Genomic DNA, 26,588 nt, shown 5'->3' with positions numbered 1-26,588 from the left:
GCATCCCCCGTTATCCTCCTGCGGTCAGTCCGGTCCGCGGCGCCGTCCCCAGGTGGGCCCCCACCCGCTTGACCATCAGCGTCATCTCGTACGCGACGAGGCCGACGTCGGAGTCGGCGTCCGCCAGGACGGCGAGACAGCTGCCGTCGCCCGCCGCCGTGACGAAGAGGAAGGCGTCGTCGAGCTCGACGACGGTCTGCCGGACCCGCCCGGCGTCGAAGTGGCGGCCCACGCCCTTGGCGAGGCTGTGGAATCCGGAGGCGACGGCCGCCATGTGCTCGCTGTCCTCACGGCTGAGGTCCTGGGAGGCGCCGGTGGGCAGGCCGTCGCTGGAGAGGACCAGCGCCTTGCGGATGGAGCCGACGCGGTCGACGAGTTCGTCGAGGAGCCAGTTCAGCTGGCCTGCTGAACCCGGCGCGCCCGGTGAGCCGGTCGACGTGGTTGCTGCGGCGTTCGGTGCGGTCATGGACCGTCCCCCTCCGGTGTCGTTCGTGGTGCTGTCTCACCGCGGAGCGCGCGGGGCGCCGGCGGGGCGTCGCCCTCGGCGTTCTCCCGGCGCCCGCGCTGCCAGCCGCGCTGCATGGCGGCCATGCGGGTGCGTACTGCTTCGGCGTCACGCTCGGCGTCGTGACGGGCGGCGACGCGCTCACCGGTGCGCCCGGCGTCGCGTCCAGGGTCGCGCTCGGCGTCGCGTTCGGAGTGCCCTGCGCCGGACCGGTCCGTAGTTCGGTCGGCGGAGCGGTCGGGGGTGTCCCTCAGCTGCGGGGCCAGGCTGGCCTGCCGTACGCGGCGGGGCAGGCCGCCGAGCAGCAGGGTGGCCTCCGGGTCGGAGCCGTGCACCCCGCGGCTCTGCTCCGCGGTGCCCTCGGTGGCGGGGTGGGCGCGGCCGCGTTCGTCGAGGCGCCGGCCGCGGTGCGCGATCAGGGTCGGGACCGAGGGCTTGCGGCGGGGCAGCGGGACGGGGCCGTCGGCCTGGCGCTCGCGGGCCTGGTCGGCCGCCTGGTGGTGCTGTGTCTCGTCGGAGGCCGCGGAGGAGCGGCCGGTGACCGGACGCAACGGGCTCCTGGGGCGGAAGAGTCCGCCCCGTTCGCTCTCCGTCTCGTCGATGTCCGCGAGGTCGGTGAGGTCGGCGAGGTCGTCGATGTCGCCCAGGCGGCCGAGGGGACCCGTAAGAGGGCCGGTGAGAGGGCCGGTGAGAGCGTCGTCGAAGGGCAGGGCGCCGACCGGAGGCTCCAGCTCGACGGGGCCGTCCAGCAGGGAGGGGTCGAGCCCGGAGGGCACCTGGGAAAGGGCCGCGCGCCGGGGCGGCACCTCGTCGGTGCGGCCGTCGACCGCCCCGCGGTCCAGCGTCTTGCGGTCCAGCGCCTTGCGGTCGCCGGTCCTCCGGTCGCCGGCCCTGCGGTCGCCGCCCTTGCGGTCGAGCCGGAAGCCCGAGCCCTGGGTTTCGGGCGCCTCGGTGAGCAGCGCGGCCGGGATGAAGACGACTGCGGTGGTGCCGCCGTACGGGGAGGGCTGGAGCGACACCCGTACGTTCTGGCGCTGGGCGAGCCGGCTCACCACGAAGAGGCCGAGCCGGTCGGTGTCGGAGAGTTCGAACTCCGGTGTCTCGGCGAGACGCAGGTTGGCGTCGAGCAGCGCCTCCGGGGCCATGCCGAGCCCGCGGTCGTGGATCTCGAGGGTGAAGCCGTTGGCCACCGGCTCGCCGTGCACCTGGACGGCGGTGTGCGGCGGGGAGAACACCGTGGCGTTCTCCAGGAGTTCGGCGACCAGGTGGGTGAGGTCCGCGACGGCCGGCCCGCTGACCCCGATGCGCGGCAGCCTGCGCACCTCGATGCGTTCGTAGTCCTCGACTTCGGCGACCGCCGCCCGTACCACGTCCATCAACTGGACGGGCTTGCGCCACTGGCGGGAGGGGGCGGCACCGGAGAGGATCACCAGGCCCTCGGCGTGACGGCGCATGCGCGTGGTCAGGTGGTCCAGTTTGAACAGGTCGGCCAGCTCGTCCGTATCCTCCGTACGACGCTCCATGGTGTCGAGGAGGGTGAGCTGGCGGTGCAGCAACACCTGGTTGCGGCGGGCGAGGTTGACGAAGACCTCGGAGACGCCGCGGCGCATGTCGGCCTGCTTGACGGCGGCTTCGACGGCGGCGCGCTGCAGGGTGTTGAGGGCCTGGCCGACCTGGCCGACCTCGTCCTTGTCGTACTCGAGCTGCGGCACCTCGGTCTCGACGTCGACCTGTTCGCCGGCGGCCAGGCGGCGCATCACGCTCGGCAGCCGTACGCCGGAGACCTCCTGGGCCTCCTTGCGCAGCCGCCGGAGGTCACGGACGAGGTCGCGGCCTATGCGGACGGAGACGATGATCGAGACGAGCAGCGCGAGAAAGCCGAGGACACCGGCGATCCCCGCCTTGAGCAGGACGTTGTACGCGGTCGGCTGCACGCGGTCCTGGTAGCGGTCGCCCGCCTCGGTGTTGGCCGAGGCGAGGTGGTCCAGGACCGGGGTGGCGGCGTCCCTCCAGTGGGATGCCTGGACGGTGCGGGGCGTCTCGGTGGCGCCGGCGGCTATGAGCGCCTCTTCGGCGTCGCGCAGCGGTTCGGTCGCGGGGCTGCGCCAGTACTGCTCGAAGAGCTCGCGTTCGGAACCGGGCAGGAGCTCCAGGTTGACCTCGTAGAAGAGCCGGCGCTGGGCGACGAGGTCGGTGAGGGCGCGGATCTCCTCGGGGGTGATACGCCTGTTGATGAGGGCGGAGGAGACGAGGGCGTCCTCGCGGGAGAGCATCTCGCGGGCGCGCACGACGCCGACGAGGGCGCGGCCCTGCTTGTCCATCTCGACGTTCTCCAGGGCGTGGAGGTTGAGGAGGAAGGTGTAGCAGGGGTCGACGAGGCGGTTGTAGAACTCGAGCGCCTGCATGCGGCCGACGGCACGGTTCTCGACGGAACGGCGCAGTCCGGAGAGGCCGTCGAAGGCTTGGAGGAGCGAGCTCAGCCGACGGGCCGCCTGGGGTTGCATGGCGTCGGTGACGCCGGAGTCGGCGGCGTTGGCCCGGATGCGGGCGATGGTCCGGTCGGTGGCGGCCTGTTCGCGGCGCAGGGTGGGGAGGGCGTCGGACGCGCGTGGATCGGCGAGGTAGACGAGGGTCTGGCGGCGTTCCCGCTGGATGACGCGGACGGTGTCCTCAAGGGGGTAGCCGACCTTTTCGACGATGTAGCCGACGTCGAGGAGTTGGTCGGCCTCCCGGCCGGTGAGGAGTGTCGCGAACCCCCACAGCCCGGTGAGGGAGACGAGCGGCACGAGCAGCAACGCCACGATCTTCCTGCGGATCGACTTCCCGCGAAAGCGCATGGCCTCCCCCAGCTCGGACCCGACCGGTGAGGGTGCCGTCCGGCGCGGGTGTACACATCAACACATCAACAAACGGCGCGAGCCTACTACTGCATCGCAGGCATCTCGAAGGTGCGTCCGGGCGATTTTCAGCCGTGGGGCGGGGCGTCGATCACGGGTTTTCCGGGTATTCGCCGCTCTGGCACTTCCGTCTGCGGTGGATGGTCCCTGGCGGGGCGACATGTGCCCGGCGGTAACGGTTGGCTGGAACTGTGCGTTCCGCGGGGAATCTTCGCCGCCGGCCGTACGTCTACGAACAGGGGAGGCGCGGAACTGTCGGCGTAAAGCGGCTCATGACGGGCAGCCACCCTGAAAACGGTCGGCTGTGGGGAGTGGCGGTTGCGATGACGACGGAGCGGCGGGAACTGTGGGTGGAGGAACCGGCGACGCGGCGCAGGCTGCCCGATCCGGTCCGTACGGCGGCGGTGCGTGCCGTGCTCGTCGCCTCACTGACCCTGATACAGGCGACGGTGGCGTTCCTGTGCACGCTGGCGGGCTCGTGGCTGGCGTTTCCGATGGTGCTGAGCAGCATCGCCAGCACGGTGGTGGCGACGTGGGCGGCGGCGGACGTGTGGGTCACCCGGCAGGTGTGGAACCAGCGCCATGGTGTCGTCTCCGTGCCGAGTAGCACGGCGCGTCAGCTGCGGCGTGAGCGGCGTATGGCCCGCCGGGCGGCGCGCGTGCAGACGCGGGCGGCGCGGGAGGCGGCACGCATACGGCTAGGCGGCGAGGAGGCCGCCGCGGGTGCCGGTACCGGCGCGGGTTCCCGTTCGGGTTCCGGCCGCGGGCGGCAGGGCGCGGGAACGCTCTCCCGGGCCTGAGGTACACCGGAGCCGGTCCTGGCTGGGCGCTGGTGCCTGGCTGGCGCTGGTGCCTGGCCGGGCGGCGGTGCCCGCAGGTGCCGGGCACCGGCCCGGGGCGGCGCGGGGCGGGCCCCTGACGATCACCGGGCTGCTGCGCCGCAACGCCCAGCAGTCCGCCCACCGGCCCGCACCCCAGCAGTCCGCCCACCGGCCCGCACCCCAGCAGTCCGCCCACCGGCCCGCACCCCGGCGGGCCGGAGACCGGCGGCGGTTCCGCGGCTACTCCGCGGGGGGCGCCGGCTCGGGCGTCTGCGTGCGCTTGAACATGCGCGTCGCCGTGATCTCGCCGTGCACGGCCGTCTCCCCCGCCGGGCTCTGCTGCGGCAGCCCAGGCCGCAGGTGCTCCTCGACGCTGATGTACTTCAGCCCCGCACGCAGGTCCGCGTCGTTGCGCAACCGGATGACCAGCGGGAACTCCGCGAGCGCGGTCGTGTCGAACAGGCCCGTCGTGTACAGCAGCTGGACCCCGAGCGCGTCCGACACGGCCCGCTGCAGCTCCAGCAGGTACGTGGCGTTGGCGCGGCCGATCGGGTTGTCCAGGAAGAGCGTGCCGGCGTGGCGGTGCTTGTCGCGGCCCCGGTCGTTGCTGCGCAGGGCGGCCATCGTGCAGTAGAGCGCGATGGCGGCGGTGAGCAGCTGCCCGCCGGAGAAGACGTCGCCCATCTGCCCGACCGGTACGCGCTCGGCGCGCAGCACCGCGTCGGGCTTGAGGATCTCCACGGCCACGCCCTTGGGCTGCAGGGCGGCCTGGACGCCCCGCAGCAGCAGCGACATGCCGTCGCGGCGCAGGTCGGAGTTCTTCTTGACGGCGGCGCGGGTCGCCTCGTCGATGACCTCGCCGAGCCGCTCGGTCAGCGTCGCCTGGTCGGGCTCCTCGAACCGGATGCGCAGGAACTCCTGACCGGACCACTCGCCGAGCCCCTCGGGCAGCCGGGAAAGGCGCTGGGCCGAGCGGAGCGTGGTGAGCGCGGACTCCACCAGTCCGCGCAGCCGGTCGACGATGGAGTCGCGGTTGCGCTCCAGCTGCGCCAGCTCGTCGGTGAGCACGCGCAGCCGGGGCGCGAACGCCTCGGCCCACTTGGCGGCGTGCTCGGGCAGCGCGGAGGCGGGCAGTTCGCGGATCTGCTGGCGGGCCGGGGTGCGGACCTGTTCGTACCGCGTGGAGTTGGCGTGCCGGATGAGGACGTCACAGGCCTCGCGTACGGCGGCCTCGGCGGCCGACAGGTCCTGGGAGCAGCCGCGCAGGGAGCGGCGGGCCTCGGCGGCGGACTGCCGCGCCTCCTCCAGGCTGCCGGGGTACGGCTCGGGGGCCTCCGGCTCCTCCTCGGTGGCGTGGTCGCGCAGGAGCGCCGCCGTCTCGTCGAAGCCGCCGGCGGCGTCCTCGGCGGCGCGGTGCGCCTGGACGAGCCGGGCGTGCGAGGCGCGGGCGGCTTCGAGCTCGTCCGTGCGGGCGGCCAGATCGGCGGTGGCGGAGCGCAGGAGGGACTGGGCGTGGTCGGCGTCGGTGGGGATGAGCTCCTCGGGGAGTTCGGTGTGCGACTCGCCGTCCTCGGGCGCGAGGCGTTCGGCCTCGCCGCGCAGGCGGCCGAGCTTCTCGCTGGCCTCCGAGGCGCGGGTCTCCAGCATCTGGACCAGGGACTCGGCGCGGGCGGCGGCGGCCTGGCGGGAGGGGCCGTCGGCGCCGTCCGGGCTCTGGAGGAGCTGTTCGGCGCGGGTGCGGACCTTGTTGGTGAGGCGGTCGAGCTCGGCGAGGGCGGCGGACTCGTCGCTCTCGGCGCGGGCCTGCTCGGCGCGCAGGTCGGCGCCGACGCCGACCTTCTCGTACAGCTGCGAGGCGGCGCGGTACGCCTCGCGCAGGGCGGCCAACGGTACGCGCGGGGCGTCGCCGTCCTCCTCCGGCAGGTTCTCCGGGGCGCCGGCGATCTCGGAGCGCTCGGCGCGCAGGGCGCGGGCGGTGCGGTGGGCGTCGTCGGCGGCGCGCTGGGCGGCGCGGCGGTCCTCGTCGGCGGCGCGCGCCCGCTCCAGGCAGGTCTGGGCGCGGGCTTCGTACTCGGCGGCCTCGTCGGCCAGTTCGCGCAGCCGGGCCTGCCAGCCGGCCCGTTCGCGCAGCCGGAAGGCCAGGCCCGCGAGGGCGTCGGCGACGCGGCGGGCGCGCTGCGCGGCGTCCTGCCGCTCGTCGCGTACGCGGGCGGCGTCGGCGGCCGCCTCCTCCGCTTCGGCCCGTACGGTACGGGCTTCGGCGAGCGCGGCCTCGGCCGCTTCGGCGGCCACGCGCGCGGTGGCGGCGGCTTCCGCGAGCTCGGTGAGCATGCCGGGCGGGCAGTCGGCGCGCCAGGAGCCGATGCGGGCGGCGAGCGAGCGGTCGCGGGTGAGGCGGGCGGCGAGGGCGCGGATCTCCTCGTCGCGGGCGGCGGCGCGGGCGCGCAGGGCCTGGCGCTCCTCGTCGGCGGCGTGCTCGTCGTGCATGGCCGGGTTCGGCGGCACGAGGAACACGTCCGTGTCCGTGTCCGTGGGCGCCGGGACGGGCGCGAGGAGCGCGGCCGCGGTGCCCACGGCGACGGCGGAGCGGGGCAGCAGGGCGGCACCGGCAAGGGCCTCGCGTGCCCTGGCGTACGAGACGGGGTCGGTGATCACGACACCGTCGACCAGCTCGGGCCGGGCGGCGAGGACGGCGGCGTGGTCGGCCGGGTCCACGGCCTGGGCGAGGTAGCGCCAGCCGGGGAGCGCGGGGATGCCCTGTTCGCCGAGGAACTCGACGGTGGCGAGGACGTCCGGGCCGGGTGGCAGCAGGCCGCCGTCGCCGAGGGCGCCGAGGATGCGGGAGTCGTCGGCGGCGGCGGTGCGCAGCTCGAAGAGCTTGCGCTCGGCGGTGGCGATGCCCTGGTCGAGGAGGTCGCGCAGCTCGTCGGCGTACCGGTCGAGCTCGTCGGCGGTGAGGGGGCCCTGGGCGGCGGGGCGGGTTCCGGTCGCGGTGCCGTCGGTGCCGTCGGTGCGGTCGGTGCCGTCGGATGCCGCGTCCGGGTCGGACGGGTCGCCGTCGCCGCGGCGGGGTGCCGGGACGACCGAGGTGCCGGGCGGGGTCGCCCCGGGCAGGCTCAGCAGTTCGGCGAGGCGTTCCTCGGCGGCGAGGGAGTCGGCGGCGCGGCGCTCGGCCTGGTAGGCGTTCTCGGCGGCCTGGGCGGCGTCGGCGGCGCGGGCGGCGGCCAGTTCGGCGCGGGACTCGGCGGCGGCGGCCTCGCGGGCGCGTTCGGCCGCGGCGCGGGCGGTTTCGCGGGCCTCGTCCCAGGCGGCGGCGGTGGTCTTCTCCGCGTCGCTGGCGGCGAGCGCGGCGCGCGCCGGGTCGGCGTCGGGGGCGGTGTCGTCGAGCCATCCCGCGCGTACGGCTTCGGCGGTCTCCTGCTCGACCTCGGCGAGGCGCTGGCGCAGGTGACCGGCCTCGCTGCGGGCGCGCTGGGCCTCGGTGGCGGCGGCGGTGGCGTCGCGGTGGGCGGTCTCGGCCGCCTCCTGGAGGGCGGCGGAGCGCTCCTCCTCCTCGTCGGCCTGCCGCTCCCCGTCCGCGGCGGCGGCGTGCAGCGCCCGTACGAGGTCGGCGGCGGCCTTCGCGCGGGCGGCGAGCGCGGGTGCGGCGTCCCGCTCGGCCTCGCGGATGGCGGCGGACACACGCGTCGAGCGGTCGGCGGCGGCGCGGTGGCGCAGGACCACCTCGGTGGCCTGCCAGGCGGAGTGCAGGGTGCGGGCGTCGATCAGCTCGCGGCGCTGCGCGGCGGCGCCCTTCTCGGCGGCGGTGAGCGCCAGGGAGGCGTGGCGGTAGGCCAGTTCGGCGGCGATGAGGGAGGCGCGGGCGCGGACCTGCTCGGCCTCGGTGACGGTGTCGGCGGCCGCCGTGACCTGCTCGGCGAGGGTGGCGGCGCGCCCGCGCTCCTCGGCGGCGCGGGCGGAGAGGCGGCGGGCGAGCGTACGGGTGCGGCGCTCGGCTCCGGCGTGGACGTCGCGCGCGCGGGCGCGGGTGTCCGCGGCTTCGACGATCCGGCCCAGGAGGTCCACGGAACCGGCGGTGAAGTCGCGTTCGGCGGTGAGTTCGGCGCGGCGGCCGAGCTTGTTGCCGAAGCCGCTGACGAGGTCGGCGAGGCCGTCGGTGTCGCGGGTGTCGGTGACCGCGCGCAGCAGCAGGTCGGTGAAGTCGGAGTCCTTCTTGACCGCGAAGAGGCCGGCGGCCTCGCCCTCGTCGGCGTTCATCTCCCGCTGGTAGCGGAAGAGTTCGGGGTCGAGGCCCAGGTCGCCGAGGTGTTCGTTCCAGCGGTCGTGGATCTCCTCCCAGTAGACCTCCAGGTGCGGGTACGCCTTGCCGGCCTCGGTGAGGGCGTCGCGGAAGCCCTTCATGGTGCGGCGGCGGCCCTGGGCGCCGGAGACGCCTTCGGCGGGCGCGCGGACGGCGGTGGACTCGGCGACCGGGAGCGAGTCGAGGCTGAGGCCGGGCCCGGGGCGGAAGGAGTACCAGGCCTCGGCGAACTTGCGCGGGTCGTTGGAGACCTGCCGCCCGCGCCACTCGCTGACCTTGCCGACGACCACGAGCTCACCGGTGAGGGTGTGCTGCCACTCCAGGGCGACGTGGCCGCAGTCGTCGGCGAGCAGGAACTTGCGCAGCACGCCGGAGCTGGCGCCGCCGAGGGTGTTGCGGTGGCCCGGCAGCATCACGGAGAAGATCAGCTTGAGGAGGACGGACTTGCCGCCGCCGTTCTCGAGGAAGAGCACGCCCGCTGGGGCGGGGCGGCGCGGCGGGCCGACCGGCTCCTCCTCGAAGAACTCCGCCTGGGCGGGGGCGGGGTGGGGCACGGGCGCGCCGACTCCGCGCAGGTCCAGCACGGTGTCGGCGTAGCGCGCACCGGCGGGCCCGATGGAGTAGAGGCGGACCCGGGACAGCTCGTACATGGCGGCGGACTTTCGCTTCTGGTCTGGGTTACGCGTGGAAGGGCAGGCCGGCGTCGGCGACGAGGTCGAGGTCGTCTCCGTCGGGCGGCGGCAGGAGGGTGGCGGAGCCGTCGCTCACCGGCACGACGCCCAGCTCCAGCAGCTCGGCCATGGCGGCGTTGCCCGCCATGTCCCGGACCTGGAGCTGGTAGCGCGCGGTGGTGCGGTAGGAGCCGCCGCCCTCGTCGCCGGTGCGCTGGAGGAAGCCGGATTCGGTGAGGAAGGCGACCGCCTTGCCGATGATGCCGGTGGTGGAGCCGGCGAGGCGGCGGGCGTCCTTGGTGGCGCCGGTGGCGCTGCGCCGGGCGTAGATGCGCCAGGCGGCCTCCAGTCCGGGGGCGTCGGTGGCCGGGTCGGTGTTCTCGCCCTGCTGCTCGGCGCGCTCCTCCAGGCGGCGGCACGCCTGGCGGACGAAGGCGTCCACGCCGTTGACGGTGATGCGGCCGATGTAGGTGTCGTCGGCGAGGTCCTCGGGGCGGGGGAAGGCCAGGGCGGCGACGGCGAGGTGGGCGAGGCCGTGGAGGAACCGGTCGGCGGAGTCGGTGGAGGCGCGGCGGGCGTAGTCACCCATGCGGACGGCGAAGACGGAGTCCTCGCCGGCGGTGACGGCCATGCCGGCGCGCGGGGAGACCTCCAGGACGATGAGCCCCAGGCCGGTGGCGACGGCGTCGGCGAGGCGGGCGAAGGCGGGCTCCTCGCGGTAGCGGCGCAGCAGGTCGGCGTACTCGGCGTCGCGGGCGGGGAGCAGCTTGGGCTGGAGCCCGAAGGAGACGAGCCGGGCGGCGTCGGCCGCGTCGGCGGGCGTGACGGTGCCGGAGGCGGCGGGCTCGGACGCCTGCGGGGCGTCGAGCTCGCTCCACGCGTCGGCGTGCTCTGCGTGGTGGTCGCTCACGGCTGGGGCTCCTTGCTGGGGGCGGGTCGGTACGGGGTGCGGGGGCGGGGCGCGGTACGGAGACGGCCCTCGGTACGCGGTCGGCGCTCGGCGCGGAGGCGGCCCACGGTACGGAACCGCCGCCCGGCGCGGGCTACGGCAGCGGCGGCGGGCGCCGGTCCGGGTGCCGGCAGAGGTGCGGCCGCGGGCCCGGTCACGCGTGCTGTCCGGTGCGCTGCCGGGCGCGTCGCGGTCCAACGCCGGGTCGGGCGCGTCGCGGTCCAACGCCGGGTCGGGCGCGTCGCGGTCCAACGCCCTGCCGGGCGCGTCGCGGTCCAGCACCGTGCCGGGCGCGCGCTCCGGGGCAAGGCCGGGCGTAGGGCTCGGGGAGCTGCCGCGCGAGCGCTCCGGCGCAGGGCCGGGCGGTCGGTATGGGGCAGAGCCGGGCGCAGGGCCCGGGACGCTGCCGGGCGGTCGGTCCGGGCGTGAGGCCACCGCCGCTGCGGCGCGGGGTGGCGCGTCATGCCGTGTCCGTGCGGTCCGCGGCCATGCCCGCCGCGTCCAGCAGGGCCGTCCCGACGATCAGGTCGGCGCCGCCGAACTCGGGATCGTCCAGTTCGGTTCCGTCGTCGACGGCGAAGAGGAGCCGCTCCTCGCCCTGCCGGTAGGCCGTACCGACCGGGGGGCTGGCCGCGTGGATCGCCAGGAGGGCGACGAGGTACGGCAGTTCGGGGTCGCGGCGGCGCGCTTCGGCGAGGAGGCCGGAGAGCCGGCGCGGGGCGTCGTGCTCCAGGTCGAGCAGTTCCATGGCGGCGGCGAGCTGCTCCTCGCTGAACCGGCTGTCGTCCGGGGTGGCGATCAGGTCCGGCTCGGGCATCTCGGCACCGAGGTGCTCGCGCTCCAGCGGCGGTGTGAGCAGCAGGTCGACCAGGTCGCCGAGGCGTACGGAGGCGGGGGTGCGCAGGCCGGTGCCGTGCGCGAAGTAGGCGTCGGTGACGCGGAGGGACTGCTCGAGGGGGAGCGGCAGCAGCGGGGCGACGAGCTGGCCGTACAGGTCGAGGCCCGCGCGGGCGGTGGGGGTGGCGAAGGCCTGCCGGTCCTGTTCGGCGCGGAACAGCGGGCCGGCCTCCAGCAGCCGGGACTGGAGCTGGGTGTGGCGGCGGATGCAGTCCTTGACGATGTCGACGAGCTCGGCGGCACGCCGCTTGTGCTCCTGGTCCTCGGCTTCGTCGCGCGCTTTGCGGATGTTGGTGAGGATGGCGTTCTCGTGGCGGTACCGGTCGGCGACGTGGGCGAGCGCCTCCTCGATCATGTCCGGCACGGTCTGGAGCCAGTCGACGGCGCGGACGTTGCGCCGGGTGGCCTCCAGGGTCTTGCGGAGGGTCTCGGCGTACTGCACGGTGCGGTAGCGCGCCTGCTCGGCGGCGAGCTGGGCGTCGGCGAGGCGGCCGCGGCTGATGAGCACCTCCAGCTTCACCTCGGCGGCGATCTGGGCGCTGGTGACATCGGTGTCGAGCGCTCCGACGAGGACGTTGACCGCTTCGTCGGTGGTGCGGAGGTAGACGGTGCCGCCGTAGCCGGGGACTTCCTCGAGGAGCTTGAAGTCGTAGTCCCGGCGCACGTAGACGCCGTCGGGCCCGAAGGTGCCGTACACGGCGCGGAAGCCGCGGTCGACGCTGCCGACGTTGATCAGGTTCTCGAGGACCCAGCGGGCGACCCGTTCGTGCTCGGCGGCGGGGCGCTGCGGGGCCTGGGCGGCGACCCTCGGCAGCAGCCGGGCGACGATTTGCTCGTGGTCGGCGCCGGTGTCGAAGTCCATGTTGAGCGTGACGAGGTCGATCGCGGAGAGCGCGATCTCCGCCATGCCGTAGACCGAGTACTCCCCCGCCAGGTTCGCCTTGCGGGCGTCCAGGTCGTGCAGCGGCGCGGTGCACGCGAGCGCACGCAGCCGCCGCGCCAGCCCTTCGTCGGCGGCCGGGCCCTGAGCAGGCCGCGGCCCCGCGCTGAGCTGGGGCGGAGCGAGATCCGTCGAGACAGGCGAAGTCACGCTGCACAGATTAGGTCCTCGGACTGACAACGGTCGAAACGGCGCAGACGGCCCCCCTCCCGGCCGCCCGGGGGCGCCTCACCGGAGCCAGCCCGGGGCCGGTGTTCGTCAGGCGCCGGGGCCGGTGTTCGTCAGGCGCCGGGGCCGGCGTCCGGCTCGACCAGGTGTGCGTAGACGTCGACCAGCCGGTCGCGGGAGTCGTCGAGGTAGTCCGCGAGGAGCCGTTCCGCCTTCACCCGCTCACCGGCACGCAAGGCGTCCAGAATCTCCCGGTTTCGCATGAGATAGGGCTCGTGCAGGGCACGGGGGTCGTCCACCCCGTGGAAGGCGAGGCGGAGTTCGGCGAGGACCGAGCGCATCAGCTCGTCGGTGCGCGCGCTGCCCGCGAGGGCGACGAGCTCGCGGTGGAAGTGGATGTTGGCCGTGGACACGCCCTCCCAGTCGCCTTCGCGGGCGTCCCGCTCCCCGCCGGTGACCGCCAGGATCAGACCGTGGAGCTCGAACGGCGGCTCGCCCAGGCCGTGGACGACGGCGCATTCGACGAGCCGCCGCGTGCGGTAGATGTCCACGACGTCGTCGACCGTGAGGACCCGCACGAAGACGCCGCGGTTGAGCTCGTGGACGAGCAGGCGTTCATGGGTGAGGAGCCGGAAGGCCTCGCGCAGGGTGTTGCGCGAGACCCCAAGCGCCCCGGCGATGCTGTCCTCGGAGAGCCGGGCGCCGGGTTTGAAGAAGCCCTCGGCGATGCGGGTGCGCAGGATGTCGGCGACCCGCTCGGCCGTGCTCGTACGCCCCAGCAGCGCACGGTCGTCCGCCAGTCCGCCGGCCGCCTCGGAGCCCGTCGCACTCACCACGCACCTCTTCCCGCCGTCCCGCACCCGTCGCCGCCTCGGCCCGCTCATCGTAGAAGGAAAACCTCAGGTCGGAACGGGGGACAACCCCCTTGTCGGATCGTTCAACAATCCCCTACCTTGGGGCTACCGCACGGCTCCGCTCCTCCCCTCTTACGCGAGGTGCCGATGAGTACGACCCAGACCCCTCAGGCCACCCAGGGCGAACAGCCCGAGGACAAGGGCGCGTTCGCCTGGCTGCGCGCCCTCGGGCCGCGCGGCCGGCGCGCCTTCGGTGGCGCGTTCGGCGGATACGCCCTGGACTCCTACGACTTCTTCACGCTGCCGCTGAGCATGGTGGCCATATCGGCCTACTTCAGCCTCACCAGCGGTCAGACCGGACTGCTCACCACCGTCACCCTCGTCGTCTCGGCGGTCGGCGGCGTGCTCGCCGGGATCCTCGCCGACCGGATCGGCCGGGTGAAGGCGCTGATGATCACGGTCATCACGTACGCGCTCTTCACCGTCCTGTGCGGCTTCGCGCCGAACTACGAGACGCTGCTCGTCTTCCGCGCCCTCCAGGGCCTCGGCTTCGGCGGCGAGTGGGCGGTGGGCGCCATCCTGGTCGCCGAATACGCCTCCGCGAAGCACCGCGGCCGCACGCTGGGCGGCATCCAGAGCGCGTGGGCGGCCGGCTGGGCGCTCGCGGTCGTCGTCTACACGCTGGTCTTCCACTTCCTCGACGCGGACACCGCGTGGCGCGTGATGTTCTGGACGGGCGCGCTGCCTGCCCTCCTGGTCATCTGGGTCCGCAGGAACGTCGAGGACGCGCCCCACGTCGCCCAGGTGCGCGCGGCGAGCCGCGAGCGCGGTTCCTTCACCGCGATCTTCCGCCCGGGGCTGCTGCGGACGACTCTGTTCGCGATGCTGCTGTCCACCGGTGTCCAGGGCGGCTACTACACCCTCGCCACCTGGATCCCGACGTACCTCAAGGACGACCGGGGTCTGACGGTCATCGGCACCGGCGGCTATCTGACCTTCCTGATATCCGGTGCCTTCATCGGCTACCTGACGGGTGGTTACCTCACCGACCGGCTCGGCCGGAAGCGCAACATCGTGATCTTCGCCTGCCTGTCCGCGCTGTCCATCCTCGCCTACACCAATATCCCCTCCGGCGCCGACGGACTGCTGCTCGTGCTCGGTTTCCCGCTCGGCTTCTGCATGTCGGCCATCTTCAGCGGGTTCGGCTCGTTCCTGGCGGAGCTGTACCCGACGGCGGTGCGCGGCACCGGGCAGGGGTTCACGTACAACACCGGCCGCGCGGTCGGCGCGTTCTTCCCGACGCTGGTCGGCTTCCTCGCCGACAGTTGGGGCGTGGGCGGGGCGCTGGTCTTCGGCGCGATCGGGTACGGCATCGCCGTGCTGGCCCTGCTCGGGCTGCCGGAGACCCGGGGCCGCGAGCTCGCCTGACGCACTCCCAAGGAGACATCACCATGACCTGGTCCTCGATCGACCTCAACGCCGACCTGGGCGAGGGTTTCGGCCGCTGGCGCCTCACGGACGACGAACAGCTCCTGTCCGTCGTCACCAGCGCCAACGTCGCCTGCGGCTTCCACGCCGGCGACCCGGTCACCATGCGGCGCGTCTGCGCGCTGGCGGCCGAGCGGGGGGTCCGGATCGGTGCCCAGGTCTCCTACCGCGACCTGGCCGGCTTCGGGCGGCGCTCCATGGACGTGCCCGCCGACGAGCTGGCCGCCGAAGTCGCCTATCAGATCGGCGCCCTGGAGGTGTTCGCCAGAGCGGCCGGGACTCGCGTGTCGTACGTCAAACCGCACGGCGCGCTCTACAACCGCGTGGTCCACGACGAGGAACAGGCCCAGGCGGTGGTCGACGGGGTGCTGCTGACCGGCGAGCGGCTGCCCGTGCTCGGTCTGCCGGGCTCGCGGCTGCACGAGACGGCGGGCAAAGCGGGGTTGCCCGTCGTCGCGGAGGCGTTCGCGGACCGGGCGTACACCGCCGCGGGGACGCTCGTGCCGCGGCGCGAGGAGGGGGCCGTGATCACCGATCCGGCGGCCGTGGTGGAGCGGTCGGTGTCCATGGCCACGCTCGGAGAGGTCACCTCCCGGTGCGGCCGGACGGTCGCCGTCCGCGCCCGCTCCCTGTGCCTGCACGGGGACACGCCGGGCGCGGTGGAGCTGGCCCGCGCGGTCCGTTCCCGCCTGGAGGACTCGGGTGTGCGGGTGGAGGCGTTCGTATGAGGACGCCGGGCATGGGGCCGGGCACGAGGTCGACGATCAGGGCGCTGGCCGTGGGTGAACGGGCCCTGCTGGTCGAGCTCGGCAGCGGTGAGGAGGCGCAGGCCTTCCACGCCGAGGTGCTGCGCCGCCGTGCGTCCGGCGCGCTCCCCGCCGTACGGGAGATCGTGCCCGCGGCGCGGACCGTGCTGCTCGACGGGGTGGAAGACCCCGGACGCCTCGCGGAGCAGGTCACCCGGTGGGAGATGGAGCCGCTGCACGCGCGCGTGGAACCGGTTCTGGAGATCCCCGTCCGGTACGACGGTCCGGACCTGGCTGTGGTGGCGGCGCTGTGGGGCGTGGAGGCGGGGGAGGTGGCGAGGATCCATTCCGGGGTGGAGTACCGGGTGGCGTTCTGCGGCTTCGCACCGGGCTTCGGCTATCTGACCGGCCTCCCCACGCGGTACGAGGTGCCGCGCCGCTCCACCCCCCGCACCTCCGTCCCGCCCGGTTCGGTGGCGCTGGCGGGCGCGTACACCGGTGTCTACCCGCGCTCCTCGCCCGGCGGGTGGCAGCTGATCGGGTCGACGGACCTGGTGCTGTGGGACCCGGCGCGCGAGCCGGCGGCACTGCTGGCGCCGGGCACCCGGGTGCGGTTCGTTCCCGAGCCCGGCACCCGCGACCGTCTGGAGGGCAGATGACCGACCGTGCCTTCGCGGTCGTACGGGCGGGGGCGCTGACCACCGTGCAGGACCGGGGACGGTTCGGCCACGCCCACCTGGGCGTGCCGCGCTCGGGTGCCCTCGATCCGTATGCGAGCGGGCTCGTCAACCGGCTGGTCGGCAATCCGGTGGGCGCGGCGGTGCTGGAGACGACCGTCAACGGCTGTGCGGTGCGGCCGCGGTGCGCGGTGACCGTCGCGGTGGGCGGCGCTCCGTGCCCGGTGACCGTGGACGGGCGGCCGGTGGCCTGGGGCGCGGCGGTACGCGTGCCCGAGGGCGCCGTGCTGGAGGTGGGCGCGGCGGTGCGCGGTCTGCGCTCCTATGTGGCGTTCGCCGGAGGTGTGGCCGCCGAGCCGGTGCTGGGCAGCCGCTCCACGGACCTGCTCTCGGGGCTGGGCCCCGCGCCGCTGCGGGACGGGGCCGTGCTGCCGCTGGGCCGGGCGCCGTCCGGGGCCGCGGCCCTGTACGACACCGCGCCCTGGCCCGGCCCGCCACGGGAGCTGGTCCTGCGGGTGCGCCTGGGCCCGCGCCACGACTGGTTCACGGACGCGGCGCTCCGCACCCTCGCCACGCGCACGTACCGCGTGTCCCCCGCGAGCAACCGGATCGGGCTGCGCACCGAGGGGCCGCCCCTGGAGCGGGCCGTCGCCGGTGAACTGCCCAGCGAGGGCATGGTCCTGGGCGCGGTCCAGGTACCGCCGGACGGGCGGCCCGTGGTGTTCCTCGCCGACCACCCCACGACCGGCGGCTATCCGGTGGTCGCGGTGGTCCGGGAGCGGGACCTGGCGGCCGCGGCGCAGGCGGTGCCGGGGACGCCGGTGCGGTTCGTGGTTCAGTCCGGGGGTGTCCCCTAGCCGCCGCCCCCGCGTGTCGAGACCGGGTGGCGCCACTCCAGGACCTCGGGGTCGGTGAGCCGGGAGTTGGTCATGTGGGGCCGTGCGAGAGCAGCCCGCGCGTGAGCAGGCACCCGTCGGGGCGCCGGGCCACGATGTCGGTGAAGGTGCCGCCCCGGTCGGTCCGGAACTCCCAGCGCCCGGGCATCTCCCCGTTCTCGGTAAGGACGGCGCCACGCGGGCTTCTCCCCATGGCGGGATCAACCGCCGGAACCAACCGCCGGAAGCAGCCGCCGGGGCCAAGCGCGGTGGGGCCGTGCGGCCGGTCGGCGCGGTGGCCTCAGCCGGTCGGTGTGTCCGGACCGATCCTGCTGCGTACGGCCAGTTGCACCTCGTCCTCCTCCGCCGGGTCGGCGGCGAGGTGGCGCAGCCGTTCGGCGACGCGTACGTCCCCGGTCTCGGCGTGCAGGGCGGCGATCTCCCTGGTGGTCTCCTCGCAGTCCCACAGGCACTCGACGGCGAAGCCGGTGGCGAAGGAGGGGTCGGTCGCGGCGAGGGCGCGGGCCGTGCGGCCGCGCAGCTGGGAGGCCGCGGTCTCCCGGTAGATGTGGCGCAGGACGGGTGCGGCGCAGGCGATGCCGAGCCGGCCGGCCCCGTCGACGAGCGGGTAGAGCGCGAGCGCGTCCGGGCCGTGGGTCCGTACGGCCTCGCGCAGGGCGCCGAGCACCAGGGCGGCGTCCTGGGGGCCGCCCCGGGAGGCGAGTACACCGGCCGCCGAGCTGCCGAGCGCGTCGGGCCGGTGCACCCAGCCGCGTGCCCGGTCGACGGCCGCCTCTCCGCACATCCGCTCGAAGGCGGCGACGGCGGCGTCGGCGACGGTTCGGGAGCCGTCGCCCGCGGCGGCCTCGATCAGGTCCAGGACGGCGGGGTCCCGCGCCTCGGCCAGGTAGTGCAGGGCGGCGCAGCGGGCGCCGTCCGAGCCGCTGCGGGCGGCTTCGAGGATCAGGGCCCGGTCCTCGGGCCCCGCGACGGCCGTCAGGCAGCGGGCGGCGGGCACGTGGAGCGCGGAGCCGCGCTCCAGGCCCTCCTGGGCCCAGTCGAAGACCGCCTGGACGCTCCAGCCGGGGCGTGGCCCCGTGGGGCGCATCTGGCGCTGCCAGCGGTCGAAGGAGCCGCGTTCCTGGGCGGCGCGCACCCGGGCGCCGACGGCGTCCCGCCGGTCCTCGGCCCACAGCCGCCACGGGCGGGGCTCGAAGGCGTCGCGTACGGCGGCGGCGAGCTCGGCGTCGCCCTCCGGGGTGGCCGGGAAGCGGGCGAGCACGGGCTCGGCGAGGGCGCGCAGCGCGGAGTCGTCGTCGCGCAGCGCGAGCTCGTCGAGGGCCCAGGTCCAGTTGGCGCCGGTCGCGGCGTACCCGCGCAGCAGCACGAGGGCGTCCTCACGGCCGTACGAGGCGAGGTGGCCGAGTACGGCGAGGGCGAGCCCGGTGCGGGACTCGTCCGTGTCGAGGTGGTCCTCGGGGCCGAAGAGATGGGCCTCGACGGCGTCGAGCCCACCGTGCAGGTCCAGGTAGAGGCGCGCGTAGTAGAGGGAGCGGTTCTCGACCTGCCAGTCCTGGCGCGGGTCGTTCAGGACGCAGTGGTTGAGGGCGGCGAGGGCCTCCGCGCGTGGCGCGGCGAGCGCGTGCAGCGTGCCGTCGCCGCGGCCCCTCTGCAACAGGCCGAGCAGCGTACCGCTCGGCGCTATGACCGGATCGAACATGGAAAATGCCTCACATCAAGCTGTCGACGCAACCGGGGGTCCCCGGTGAACGGTGGGGTGCCTAGGCCGCGCAGCAACATGTGGAGCCGCTCGTCGTCTTCCGCTTGGTGTCGACCATCTTCCTCTGCCTCTCGTCGGTGGCCCCCTGTGGGCCCGACGTCATGATGACCCAGCCATTTCGCCACCGCGACCACATTTACGGCACCCTTCTCGCCTGGGGTTCAGTCCCCGTTCACCGGGACTCGAACAGCTCCAGCAGGTGTGCCTTCCCAAACATGCGGGCGGTGTCCACGGCGGACGGAGTCCCGGCTTCCGGATCCGCGCCCGCCGCGAGGAGGGCGCGCACCACGTCGTCCTCGCCCTTGAAGACGGCGCCGGCGATGGGCGTCTGGCCGCGGTCGTTGACGCGGTTAGGGTCGGCGCCGCGGCTGAGGAGGGCCTCCACGGCCTCGGCGTGGCCGTGGTAGGCGGCGAGCATCACCAGGGAGTCGCCCTTGTCGTTGGTGAGGTTCGGGGACACGCCGTGGTCGACGTACTCGGCGAGTGTCTTGGCGTCCCCCTGGCGCGCCATGTCGAAGATCCTGGACGCCAGCTCGATCACCTCGGGGTCCGGAGTCTCACTCATCGGACGGACCGCCTTTCACGTCGTTGACCCGTATCCGCGCCGGCCGTGCTGACCTGCGCGGACGTGGGTGGAACCAGTACGCACGGCGGGTCGCCGTGCAAGTGAACCGACAGGGTACTGCCCGGGCCGCGGGGCGACTGCGCCAGGCAGTGGGAAAGATCACCTCAAGGCGGTCACGAGCGGGGCGACAAGGGTCGGCGTACGCCGATCCAGCGAAAACTCCGACATTTCACCCATTTGCATCTTTTGTCGCATTGATACTTGCGGTGAGCTTGGAAGTACTCAAGGTGACTGTCCCCTCACCCAGGAGAAACTCATGATCCTGTCCATCTCCGGCGTGGTCCTGCTCGGCATCATCGTCTTCCTCTTCTTCAAGAAGGACGGGCTCAAGGCCTCCCACGCCCTCGTCTGCGCCCTCTTCGGCTTCTACCTGGCGGGTACCGCCATCGCCCCGAGCATCACGGCGGGCGGCGCGAGCCTCGCCAGCCTGCTGGGCGGGATCAAGTTCTGACGCCGACGCCCACGACCCCTCCCATCCCTTCAGGCCCTCAGGAGTACGACGTGGCCCGGCGACCACTCCCCCGCATTCCGAGCAGCCGCGCCCTGAGCAGCCGCGTGCTGAACAGCCGCGTGCTGAGCAGCGGCAGCCACCGGATCGCGCGGAGCCGAGAGATCGCGCGAACGGCCGCCGACAGCGCCACGGACGTCCTCCATCCGCTGATCACGATCACCCGTGGTCTGCGGAGGCTGGCCGCGGCGGGCCGCGCCAAGTGGGCGGCGACCCCCAAGGACCGGCGCGGTCCCGCGCTGTTCCTCGCCGCGGCCTGCGTGCTGGTCGTCGCCCTCGCGCCGTACGGGCCGCTGCTCGCGCTCGTGTCGGTGATGGGCGCGGCGGCGTGGCACGGACGCGAGCGCCCGGTCGTGAAGACCGGGCCCGACGAGGCGGAGAAGGAGCGGCTGAAGGCGCTCTACGAGGCCCTGGTGCCCCACTTCTCCGTCCCCGAGGACCCCGCTCCGCTCTTCGCCCACGGCGGGGAGTGGAGCAAGGCCCTCAGTGACTTCGACTTCGACGCGGACGGGCGGCCGACGCGGCTGCGGATCGCCTACCCGGCGTACTTCCCCGACGGGGACCCCGCCGCGAGGGCCCGGATCGAGCACCTGCTGCACGCCAAGTCCGGGCGCGGCCGCGAGTACTTCTTCCAGTGGTACGAGGAGGAGAACCAGCTCCTCATGAGGGTGCTGCCCGCGCTGCCGACCACCATCGCGGCGCAGCCCTTCGTGACCGCGCCCGGCGAGACGGTGCTGGGGTTCACCGACGACGACGCGGTACAGCGGACCATGCCCGTCCGCGCGGGCGACGAGCGGCACGACGCGCCGCCCGTGGTGTGGCGGACCGGCCCCCGCTCGACGGAGCCGCACCTGCTCGCCGTCGGCGCCCCCGGCAGCGGCACCACGTCGCTGCTGCGGTGCCTCGCGCTGCAGGCGCTGGACCACGGCGACGTGGTCATCGTCGACGGCAGCGGCACCGGGGAGTACGCGTGCCTCGCCGGACGCACCGGGGTGCTGGGCGTCGAGTGCGGGCTCGCCGGGGCGCTGACCAGCCTCGAATGGGCGGCGCACGAGACCGAGCGGCGGCTGATCGCGGCGAACCGGGCCCGCCAGGCGGGCCGCCCGGCCCCCGAGGACACCAAGCGGCCGCTGTGGATCCTGGTCGACCGGCCCGCCGCCCTCGGGCACCTGGCGGCCGCCGACGGGCGCACCGACCCGCAGGAGCTGCTCGGGGTGCCGCTGCGGCACGGCAGGGCGGTGCAGGTCACCGTCGCCGTGGCGGAGCAGTTCGACGGCCTGGACGCGCTGAGCGAGGCCGTACGCACGCACACGCGCGCCCGGGTCGTGCTCGGCCCGGCCTCACGCGAGCAGGTGGAGTCCGTCCTCGGCGCGGCGCCGCACACCACGCCCCCGCCGAGTGTGCCGCCGGGGCGTGGGTACGCACGGCTGGGTACGGGACCGGTCCTGCGCCTCCAGGTGCCGGCGACGCCGGACCCGTACGACGACGCGACGAGCGAGGCGCACCGGCAGGCGGTGCTGGAGCTGCTCCCGGAGCCGCAGCACATCACCGACACGGTGCGGCTGCAGCACCTCGCGGGCAGGCCTCGGGAGACCACGACGGGCTGAGGGGCCCGGCCGGGTAGGCCCCGCGGCCTGTCAGACCCGAGAACCCCGACCGGGGCCGGACTCGTGCTGGACCACCGCCGGGCCCGCAGGCCGTCAGGCCACGAAGGTGCGCGGCGCTTCGGCGGAGGGGCTGCCCGGGGCGCCGGACTCGACGAGCCGTGCGGCCGCCGCGAGGCGGGCCGCCGCCTCGTCGGCGACCGGGCCGCCGACCGTGAAGGGCAGCCGTACGTACCCCTCGAAGGCGCCGTCCACGCCGAAGCGGGGGCCCGAGGGGACGCGGACGCCGACGCGTTCGCCCACCTCGGCGAGGCGGGAGCCGGAGAGGCCGCCGGTGCGGACCCAGAGGGTGAGGCCGCCGAGAGGCACGTCGAACTCCCAGCCGGGCAGCTCCCTGCGGACCGCCGCGACCAGCGCGTCGCGGTTCTCGCGCGCCTGGGCGCGGCGCAGGGCGACCGCCTCCTCCCAGCCGCCGGTGCTCATCAGCCAGGTGACGGCCAGCTGCTCCAGCACCGGGGTGCCGAGGTCCGCGTAGGCGCGGGCCGCGACCAGGGAGCGGATCACGTCCGGAGCCGCGCGGACCCAGCCGATGCGCATGCCGGCCCAGAAGGCCTTGCTGGCCGAGCCCACGGTGATCACCGTGCTGCCGCCCGGGTCGAAGGAACAGACCGGGCGGGGCATCTCCAGCCCCTCCTCCAGGTACAGCTCCGTCATGGTCTCGTCGACCACGAGCACCGTCCCGGCGGAGCGGGCGGCGTCCACCAGCTGGCGGCGCTGCTCCTCGTCGGCGAGGGCGCCGGTGGGGTTGTGGAAGTCGGCGACGACGTACGCGAGACGGGGCCCGGCGTCGCGGAAGACCTGGCGCCAGCGGGGCATGTCCCAGCCGGTCAGGCCCTCCGCCATCGCGACCGGCACCAGCCGGACGCCGGCCTCGCGCATCAGCTGGAGGATGTTGGCGTACGACGGTGACTCGACGGCGATGCGCTCACCGCGGCCGGCGAAGAGGTGGCAAATCGCGTCGATGGCGCCCATCGCGCCCGTCGTCACCATGATCTGCTCGGGCATGGTCGGGATGCCGCGTGCGGTGTACCGGTCGGCGAGCATCTGCCGGAGCGCGGGCAGCCCGGCAGGGTAGTCGCCGTGCGTGTGGGCGTACGGCGGCAGCTCCACCAGCGCCCCCTGCACGGCGCGGGTCAGCCAGGGCTCGGGCGCCGGGAGCGACGCGCAGCCCAGGTCGATCATGGAGCCGAGGGACTCCGGTGGCAGTGGTTCCAGGCCGCGCGCGGGCAGCGGGTTGCCGGCCGGTACGGCGGTCCAGCTGCCGGCACCGCGCCGGGACTCCAGGAAGCCCTCCGCGCGCAGCGCCTCGTACGCGGCGGCGACGGTGGTGCGGCTCACCGAGAGGGCGAGGGCCAGTTCGCGCTCGGCGGGCAGGCGGGCGGCGACCGGGACACGGCCTTCCAGGACCAGCAGCCGGATGCCGTCGGCGAGCGCGCGGTAGGCGGGCGGCTTGCGCGTGCCGGGGCCGGCGGGGCGGGGCTGCTGGGCGGTCAGCTGCCGGGCGAGCTGGGCGGCGCCCACCGCGGAGGTCCACTCCGTCATGGAATTCAGTCCACCTTCCTGGAATTGGCCATGGTTGGAGTCCAATTCCCGCACCCAGAGTGACATGAGTCAGTCCACCACCACCACTCCGGGGGCACACTTTGTCCATCACCTCGCTGGGAGGCCTGCGCGGGCGGCGTCTGCCGCGGCGCCTGGTCCAGCTGTACGTCGGTCTGGTCCTGTACGGCGTGAGCTCCGCCCTGCTCGTGCGCGCCGGGCTGGGCCTGGAGCCCTGGAACGTGCTGCACGAGGGCCTGGCGGAACGCTCCGGGCTGTCGATCGGCGTGGTCTCGATGCTCGTCGGCGTCGTCGTGCTCCTGCTGTGGGTCCCGCTCCGGCAGAAGCCGGGGCTCGGCACCGTCTCGAACGTCCTGGTCTTCGGCGTCGCCATCGACGCCTCGCTGGCGGTGCTGCCAGCCGCCCACGACCTGGTGGCGCAGGTCCCGATGATGGTGGCCGGCATCGTCCTCAACGGTGTGGCGACCGGGCTCTACATCGCGGCCCGCCTCGGGCCCGGCCCGCGCGACGGGCTGATGACGGGGCTGCACCGCCGTACGGGCCGGTCGATCCGGCTGGTGCGTACGGCCATCGAGGCCGGGGTGGTGCTCGCCGGGTTCCTGCTGGGTGGCTCGGTGGGGGTGGGCACGGTGGCGTACGCCCTGGCGATCGGGCCGCTCGCCCAGCTGTTCCTGCGGGTCTTCGCCGTCCCGGACACGGGCGTCAGCACGGTGGTCGCCCGGCGGACACCGCGGCGGGCCATACTGCGGCGGTGACTCGCCATCCTTACCTCGACCACCCGTCGCCCATACCGTTCGCCCATCGCGGCGGGGCCGCGGACGGGCTGGAGAACACGGTGGCCGCCTTCCGGCGAGCCGCCGTGGCCGGTTACCGCTACTTCGAGACCGACGTGCACACCACCGCCGACGGCCGGCTCGTCGCCTTCCACGACGCGACGCTGGACCGCGTGACGGACGCCCGGGGCCGGATAGACCGACTGCCCTGGAGCGTGGTCGGCCGGGCCCGAGTGGCGGGCAGGGAACCGCTGCCGCTCTTCGAGGAGCTGCTGGAGGAGTTCCCGGACGCCCGCTGGAACGTGGACGTCAAGGCGGAGGCCGCCCTCTTGCCCCTGCTGGAGCTGATCCGGAGGACGGACGCCTGGGACCGGGTGTGCGTCGGCTCCTTCGACGAGGGCCGGGTGGCCAGGGCCGTGCGCCTCGCGGGACCACGCCTGGCGACCTCGTACGGGGTGCGGGGGGTGCTGGGGCTGCGGCTGCGCTCGTACGGGATCCCGGCGGCGCTGCGCGGGGGCGCGGTGGCGGCGCAGGTGCCGGAGAGCCAGGGCGGAGTGCGGGTGGTGGACCGGCGGTTCGTCAAGGCGGCGCACGAACGGGGTCTCCAGGTGCACGTCTGGACGGTGAACGATCCGGAACGGATGGCCGCCCTGCTCGATCTGGGCGTGGATGGCATCATGACCGATCATCTGGAGACGCTGCGCACGGTGCTGACCGACCGGGGAGTGTGGGTCTGAGGCCCGGGCCGTCTCACCACGGGGACGAACGAGGGGGGCGGCCGTGACCGTCGGAACCGCCGACCGAGCTGACCGGATACGCGAGCAACGGGGTTGGTACTTCTACGACTTCGCGTGCTCCGTCTATTCGACGAGCGTGCTGACGGTGTTCGTCGGCCCGTATCTGACGTCGGTCGCCAAGGCGGCCGCGGACGCGGACGGTTTCGTCCACCCCCTGGGAATCCCGGTCCGCGCGGGTTCGGTCTTCGCGTACGCGGTCTCCGTCTCGGTCGTCCTGGCGGTGCTGGTGATGCCGCTGGCCGGGGCGGTGGCCGACCGGACGGGCCGCAAGAAGCCGCTGCTGGCGGCGTCCGCGTACCTGGGGGCGACGGCGACGACGGGGCTGTTCTTCCTGGACGGGGAGCGCTATCTGCTCGGCGCGTTCCTGCTGATCGTGGCGAACGCCTCGCTCGCCGTCTCGATGGTGCTGTACAACGCCTACCTGCCGCAGATCGCGGAGCCGGAGGAGCGGGACGCGGTCTCCTCGCGCGGATGGGCGTTCGGGTACACGTCGGGCGCGCTCGTCCTCGTGATCGATCTCGTGCTGTACACGGGCCACGACTCCTTCGGGGTGTCGGAGTCCGAGGCGGTACGCATCTGCCTGGCGTCGGCCGGTCTGTGGTGGGGAGCGTTCACGCTGATACCGCTGCGCCGGCTGCGCGACCGGCAGGTGGCGGCGGCCGGCGGGGAGGGCGCCGTCGGGTCGGGGTGGCGGCAGCTGATGGCGACCCTGCGCGACATGCGGCGCCATCCGCTCACGCTGTCCTTCCTGCTGGCATACCTCGTCTACAACGACGGCGTGCAGACGGTGATATCACAGGCCTCCATCTACGGCTCCGAGGAGCTGGGCCTGGACCAGACGACGCTGATCACGGCGGTGCTGCTGGTGCAGGTCCTGGCGGTGGCCGGCGCCCTCGGCATGGGCCGCCTGGCACGCGTGTACGGGGCCAAGCGGACGATCCTCGGGTCACTCGCCGTGTGGACGCTGATCCTGGCGGCCGCGTACTTCCTGCCGGCCGGCGCGCCTGTCTGGTTCTACGCCCTTGCGGCGGCGATCGGTCTGGTGCTGGGCGGCAGCCAGGCGCTGTCGCGCTCGCTCTTCTCGCACCTGGTGCCGCGCGGCAAGGAGGCCGAGTACTTCTCGGCGTACGAGATGAGCGACCGGGGGCTGAGCTGGCTGGGGCCGCTCGTCTTCGGCCTCGCGTACCAGGTCACCGGCAGTTATCGGGATGCGATCATCTCGCTCGTGGTCTTCTTCGGGCTGGGTTTCGCCCTGCTCGCGCGGGTACCCGTGCGGCGTGCGGTGGCGGCCGTGGGAAACCCCGTACCGGATCGGATTTAGCCACAGAACAGAAGTCCGGTAGTGTACGCCTTTGGCCTGCCAGGCGGACCGTTACTGCGCGCCGAAGAAGTGAAGACGCTGGGTGACATCTTCTGCCAGATGTGACAAACCGGGCACTGGTGGGTACAAAAAGGGGCGGCACGTTGGGCGACGCATGACCCGCAACGGGAATCTTTACCGCCGACCGGACGTTGACCGGATGACGACGACAGCGACACCTGTCCTGTGGGCGACAAGCCCGGGAGGCACGATTCATGAGTGAGCGAGCTCTTCGCGGCACGCGCCTCGTGGTGACCAGCTACGAGACCGACCGCGGCATCGATCTGGCCCCGCGCCAGGCGGTGGAGTACGCATGCGAGAAGGGGCATCGTTTCGAGATGCCGTTCTCGGTCGAGGCGGAGATTCCGCCGGAGTGGGAGTGCAAGGTCTGCGGAAGCCAGGCACTTCTGGTGGACGGGGACGGCCCCGAGGAGAAGAAGGGCAAGCCGGCGCGTACGCACTGGGACATGCTCATGGAGCGGCGCACTCGCGAGGAGCTGGAGGAAGTGCTGGCCGAGAGGCTGGCGGTCCTGCGGTCCGGCGCCATGAACATCGCCGTGCACCCGCGCGACAGCCGGAAGTCCGCCTGATCGCGTGACCGGGCCGGCACCGCGCCGGCACGGAAGCAAGCAAGAGCCGCGGGGGGGGGGGGGGGGGGGGGGGGGGGGGGGGGGGAGGGGGGGGGGGGGGGGGGGGGGGGGGGGGGGGGGGGGGGGGGGGGGGGGGGGGGAGG

General features: G+C 74.1%; 20 protein-coding genes. 11 read left to right on the top strand and 9 right to left on the bottom strand.

Going from position 1 to position 26,588, the window contains the following annotated elements:
• Positions 1–10: 10 nt before the first annotated feature.
• Both AC07FJ_RS32720 and AC07FJ_RS32715 read right to left on the bottom strand, forming a co-directional pair.
• Complete coding sequence (locus AC07FJ_RS32720) at positions 11–466, bottom strand: roadblock/LC7 domain-containing protein (protein WP_361429711.1); 456 nt, start codon at positions 464–466, stop codon at positions 11–13.
• On the bottom strand, positions 463–3,342 hold the full coding sequence (locus AC07FJ_RS32715; protein WP_479052816.1) for a sensor histidine kinase: 2,880 nt from the start codon (positions 3,340–3,342) through the stop codon (positions 463–465). The genes AC07FJ_RS32720 and AC07FJ_RS32715 overlap by 4 nt, the downstream gene beginning before the upstream one ends.
• A gap of 383 nt (positions 3,343–3,725) precedes the next feature.
• Between AC07FJ_RS32715 and AC07FJ_RS32710 the strand changes: the two genes are divergently transcribed.
• Complete coding sequence (locus AC07FJ_RS32710) at positions 3,726–4,202, top strand: hypothetical protein (protein ID WP_479052815.1); 477 nt, start codon at positions 3,726–3,728, stop codon at positions 4,200–4,202.
• Between the two features lie 261 nt (positions 4,203–4,463).
• Here AC07FJ_RS32710 and AC07FJ_RS32705 read toward each other — a convergent pair whose 3' ends face one another.
• From AC07FJ_RS32705 to AC07FJ_RS32690, 4 genes are all read right to left on the bottom strand, one after another.
• Entirely contained in the window at positions 4,464–9,173 is a 4,710-nt protein-coding gene (locus tag AC07FJ_RS32705; RefSeq protein ID WP_479052814.1) for a hypothetical protein, read from the bottom strand.
• Between the two features lie 28 nt (positions 9,174–9,201).
• Positions 9,202–10,104 (bottom strand): hypothetical protein, encoded by a 903-nt coding sequence (locus AC07FJ_RS32700; protein WP_361429719.1) that lies wholly within the window; start codon positions 10,102–10,104, stop codon positions 9,202–9,204.
• A 499-nt stretch (positions 10,105–10,603) separates the two neighbouring features.
• Positions 10,604–12,130 carry a hypothetical protein gene (locus tag AC07FJ_RS32695; protein WP_479052813.1) on the bottom strand — a complete coding sequence of 509 codons (1,527 nt, stop codon included), beginning with the start codon at positions 12,128–12,130 and terminating at the stop codon, positions 10,604–10,606.
• A 131-nt stretch (positions 12,131–12,261) separates the two neighbouring features.
• Complete coding sequence (locus AC07FJ_RS32690; protein ID WP_479052832.1) at positions 12,262–12,981, bottom strand: GntR family transcriptional regulator; 720 nt, start codon at positions 12,979–12,981, stop codon at positions 12,262–12,264.
• A 168-nt stretch (positions 12,982–13,149) separates the two neighbouring features.
• On the opposite strand from AC07FJ_RS32690, the gene AC07FJ_RS32685 reads away from it, so the two are divergent.
• The 4 genes from AC07FJ_RS32685 to AC07FJ_RS32670 are packed head-to-tail and all read left to right on the top strand — an operon-like array spanning position 13,150 to position 16,770.
• On the top strand, positions 13,150–14,430 hold the full coding sequence (locus AC07FJ_RS32685) for an MFS transporter (RefSeq protein WP_479052812.1): 1,281 nt from the start codon (positions 13,150–13,152) through the stop codon (positions 14,428–14,430).
• A gap of 23 nt (positions 14,431–14,453) precedes the next feature.
• A complete protein-coding gene (locus AC07FJ_RS32680; RefSeq protein ID WP_479052811.1) occupies positions 14,454–15,218 on the top strand; it encodes a LamB/YcsF family protein in 765 nt (254 codons plus the stop codon).
• A gap of 11 nt (positions 15,219–15,229) precedes the next feature.
• Positions 15,230–15,895, top strand: a complete 666-nt coding sequence (gene pxpB, locus AC07FJ_RS32675; RefSeq protein WP_479052810.1) for a 5-oxoprolinase subunit PxpB — start codon at positions 15,230–15,232, stop codon at positions 15,893–15,895.
• Positions 15,892–16,770, top strand: a complete 879-nt coding sequence (locus tag AC07FJ_RS32670) for a 5-oxoprolinase subunit C family protein (protein ID WP_479052809.1) — start codon at positions 15,892–15,894, stop codon at positions 16,768–16,770. Before pxpB ends, AC07FJ_RS32670 begins: the two co-directional genes overlap by 4 nt.
• 319 nt (positions 16,771–17,089) lie before the next feature.
• Here the strand turns inward: AC07FJ_RS32670 and AC07FJ_RS32665 are convergent, their stop codons facing one another.
• The gene (locus tag AC07FJ_RS32665; protein WP_479052808.1) at positions 17,090–18,508 is read right to left on the bottom strand and encodes a HEAT repeat domain-containing protein; all 1,419 of its coding nucleotides are present in this window, start codon (positions 18,506–18,508) and stop codon (positions 17,090–17,092) included.
• Between the two features lie 232 nt (positions 18,509–18,740).
• Positions 18,741–19,133, bottom strand: coding sequence for an ankyrin repeat domain-containing protein (locus AC07FJ_RS32660; protein WP_361429733.1), 393 nt, complete (start codon positions 19,131–19,133; stop codon positions 18,741–18,743).
• A 316-nt stretch (positions 19,134–19,449) separates the two neighbouring features.
• Between AC07FJ_RS32660 and AC07FJ_RS32655 the strand changes: the two genes are divergently transcribed.
• Entirely contained in the window at positions 19,450–19,644 is a 195-nt protein-coding gene (locus tag AC07FJ_RS32655) for a hypothetical protein (protein WP_017949565.1), read from the top strand.
• Positions 19,645–19,694: 50 nt separating this feature from the next.
• A complete protein-coding gene (locus tag AC07FJ_RS32650; protein ID WP_479052807.1) occupies positions 19,695–21,308 on the top strand; it encodes a hypothetical protein in 1,614 nt (537 codons plus the stop codon).
• 93 nt (positions 21,309–21,401) lie between these two features.
• Here AC07FJ_RS32650 and AC07FJ_RS32645 read toward each other — a convergent pair whose 3' ends face one another.
• Positions 21,402–22,907 (bottom strand): SCO1417 family PLP biosynthesis transcription factor, encoded by a 1,506-nt coding sequence (locus AC07FJ_RS32645; protein ID WP_479052806.1) that lies wholly within the window; start codon positions 22,905–22,907, stop codon positions 21,402–21,404.
• A gap of 101 nt (positions 22,908–23,008) precedes the next feature.
• Between AC07FJ_RS32645 and yczE the strand changes: the two genes are divergently transcribed.
• From yczE to AC07FJ_RS32625, 4 genes are all read left to right on the top strand, one after another.
• Positions 23,009–23,680, top strand: coding sequence for a membrane protein YczE (yczE, locus tag AC07FJ_RS32640; protein WP_479052805.1), 672 nt, complete (start codon positions 23,009–23,011; stop codon positions 23,678–23,680).
• A complete protein-coding gene (locus AC07FJ_RS32635) occupies positions 23,677–24,435 on the top strand; it encodes a glycerophosphodiester phosphodiesterase family protein (protein ID WP_479052804.1) in 759 nt (252 codons plus the stop codon). Before yczE ends, AC07FJ_RS32635 begins: the two co-directional genes overlap by 4 nt.
• A gap of 43 nt (positions 24,436–24,478) precedes the next feature.
• Positions 24,479–25,816 (top strand): MFS transporter, encoded by a 1,338-nt coding sequence (locus tag AC07FJ_RS32630; protein WP_479052803.1) that lies wholly within the window; start codon positions 24,479–24,481, stop codon positions 25,814–25,816.
• A 254-nt stretch (positions 25,817–26,070) separates the two neighbouring features.
• A complete protein-coding gene (locus AC07FJ_RS32625; RefSeq protein ID WP_026278069.1) occupies positions 26,071–26,445 on the top strand; it encodes an RNA polymerase-binding protein RbpA in 375 nt (124 codons plus the stop codon).
• The last annotated feature ends 143 nt before the right edge of the window (positions 26,446–26,588 follow it).

It is taken from the genome of Streptomyces sp. NPDC045998 (assembly GCF_056430285.1).
Note: the sequence above shows the minus strand (reverse complement) of the source record. Positions and strands in the feature narration are given on the sequence as shown.

Bases quoted from the DNA above. Each gene is read 5' to 3' on its own strand.
- AC07FJ_RS32720 (WP_361429711.1), bottom strand. From the start codon at position 466: ATGACCGCACCGAACGCCGCAGCAACCACGTCGACCGGCTCACCGGGC.
- AC07FJ_RS32715 (WP_479052816.1), bottom strand. From the start codon at position 3,342: ATGCGCTTTCGCGGGAAGTCGATCCGCAGGAAGATCGTGGCGTTGCTG.
- AC07FJ_RS32710 (WP_479052815.1), top strand. From the start codon at position 3,726: ATGACGACGGAGCGGCGGGAACTGTGGGTGGAGGAACCGGCGACGCGG.
- AC07FJ_RS32705 (WP_479052814.1), bottom strand. From the start codon at position 9,173: ATGTACGAGCTGTCCCGGGTCCGCCTCTACTCCATCGGGCCCGCCGGT.
- AC07FJ_RS32685 (WP_479052812.1), top strand. From the start codon at position 13,150: ATGAGTACGACCCAGACCCCTCAGGCCACCCAGGGCGAACAGCCCGAG.
- AC07FJ_RS32680 (WP_479052811.1), top strand. From the start codon at position 14,454: ATGACCTGGTCCTCGATCGACCTCAACGCCGACCTGGGCGAGGGTTTC.
- pxpB (WP_479052810.1), top strand. From the start codon at position 15,230: ATGGGGCCGGGCACGAGGTCGACGATCAGGGCGCTGGCCGTGGGTGAA.
- AC07FJ_RS32670 (WP_479052809.1), top strand. From the start codon at position 15,892: ATGACCGACCGTGCCTTCGCGGTCGTACGGGCGGGGGCGCTGACCACC.
- AC07FJ_RS32665 (WP_479052808.1), bottom strand. From the start codon at position 18,508: ATGTTCGATCCGGTCATAGCGCCGAGCGGTACGCTGCTCGGCCTGTTG.
- AC07FJ_RS32660 (WP_361429733.1), bottom strand. From the start codon at position 19,133: ATGAGTGAGACTCCGGACCCCGAGGTGATCGAGCTGGCGTCCAGGATC.
- AC07FJ_RS32655 (WP_017949565.1), top strand. From the start codon at position 19,450: ATGATCCTGTCCATCTCCGGCGTGGTCCTGCTCGGCATCATCGTCTTC.
- AC07FJ_RS32645 (WP_479052806.1), bottom strand. From the start codon at position 22,907: ATGACGGAGTGGACCTCCGCGGTGGGCGCCGCCCAGCTCGCCCGGCAG.
- AC07FJ_RS32625 (WP_026278069.1), top strand. From the start codon at position 26,071: ATGAGTGAGCGAGCTCTTCGCGGCACGCGCCTCGTGGTGACCAGCTAC.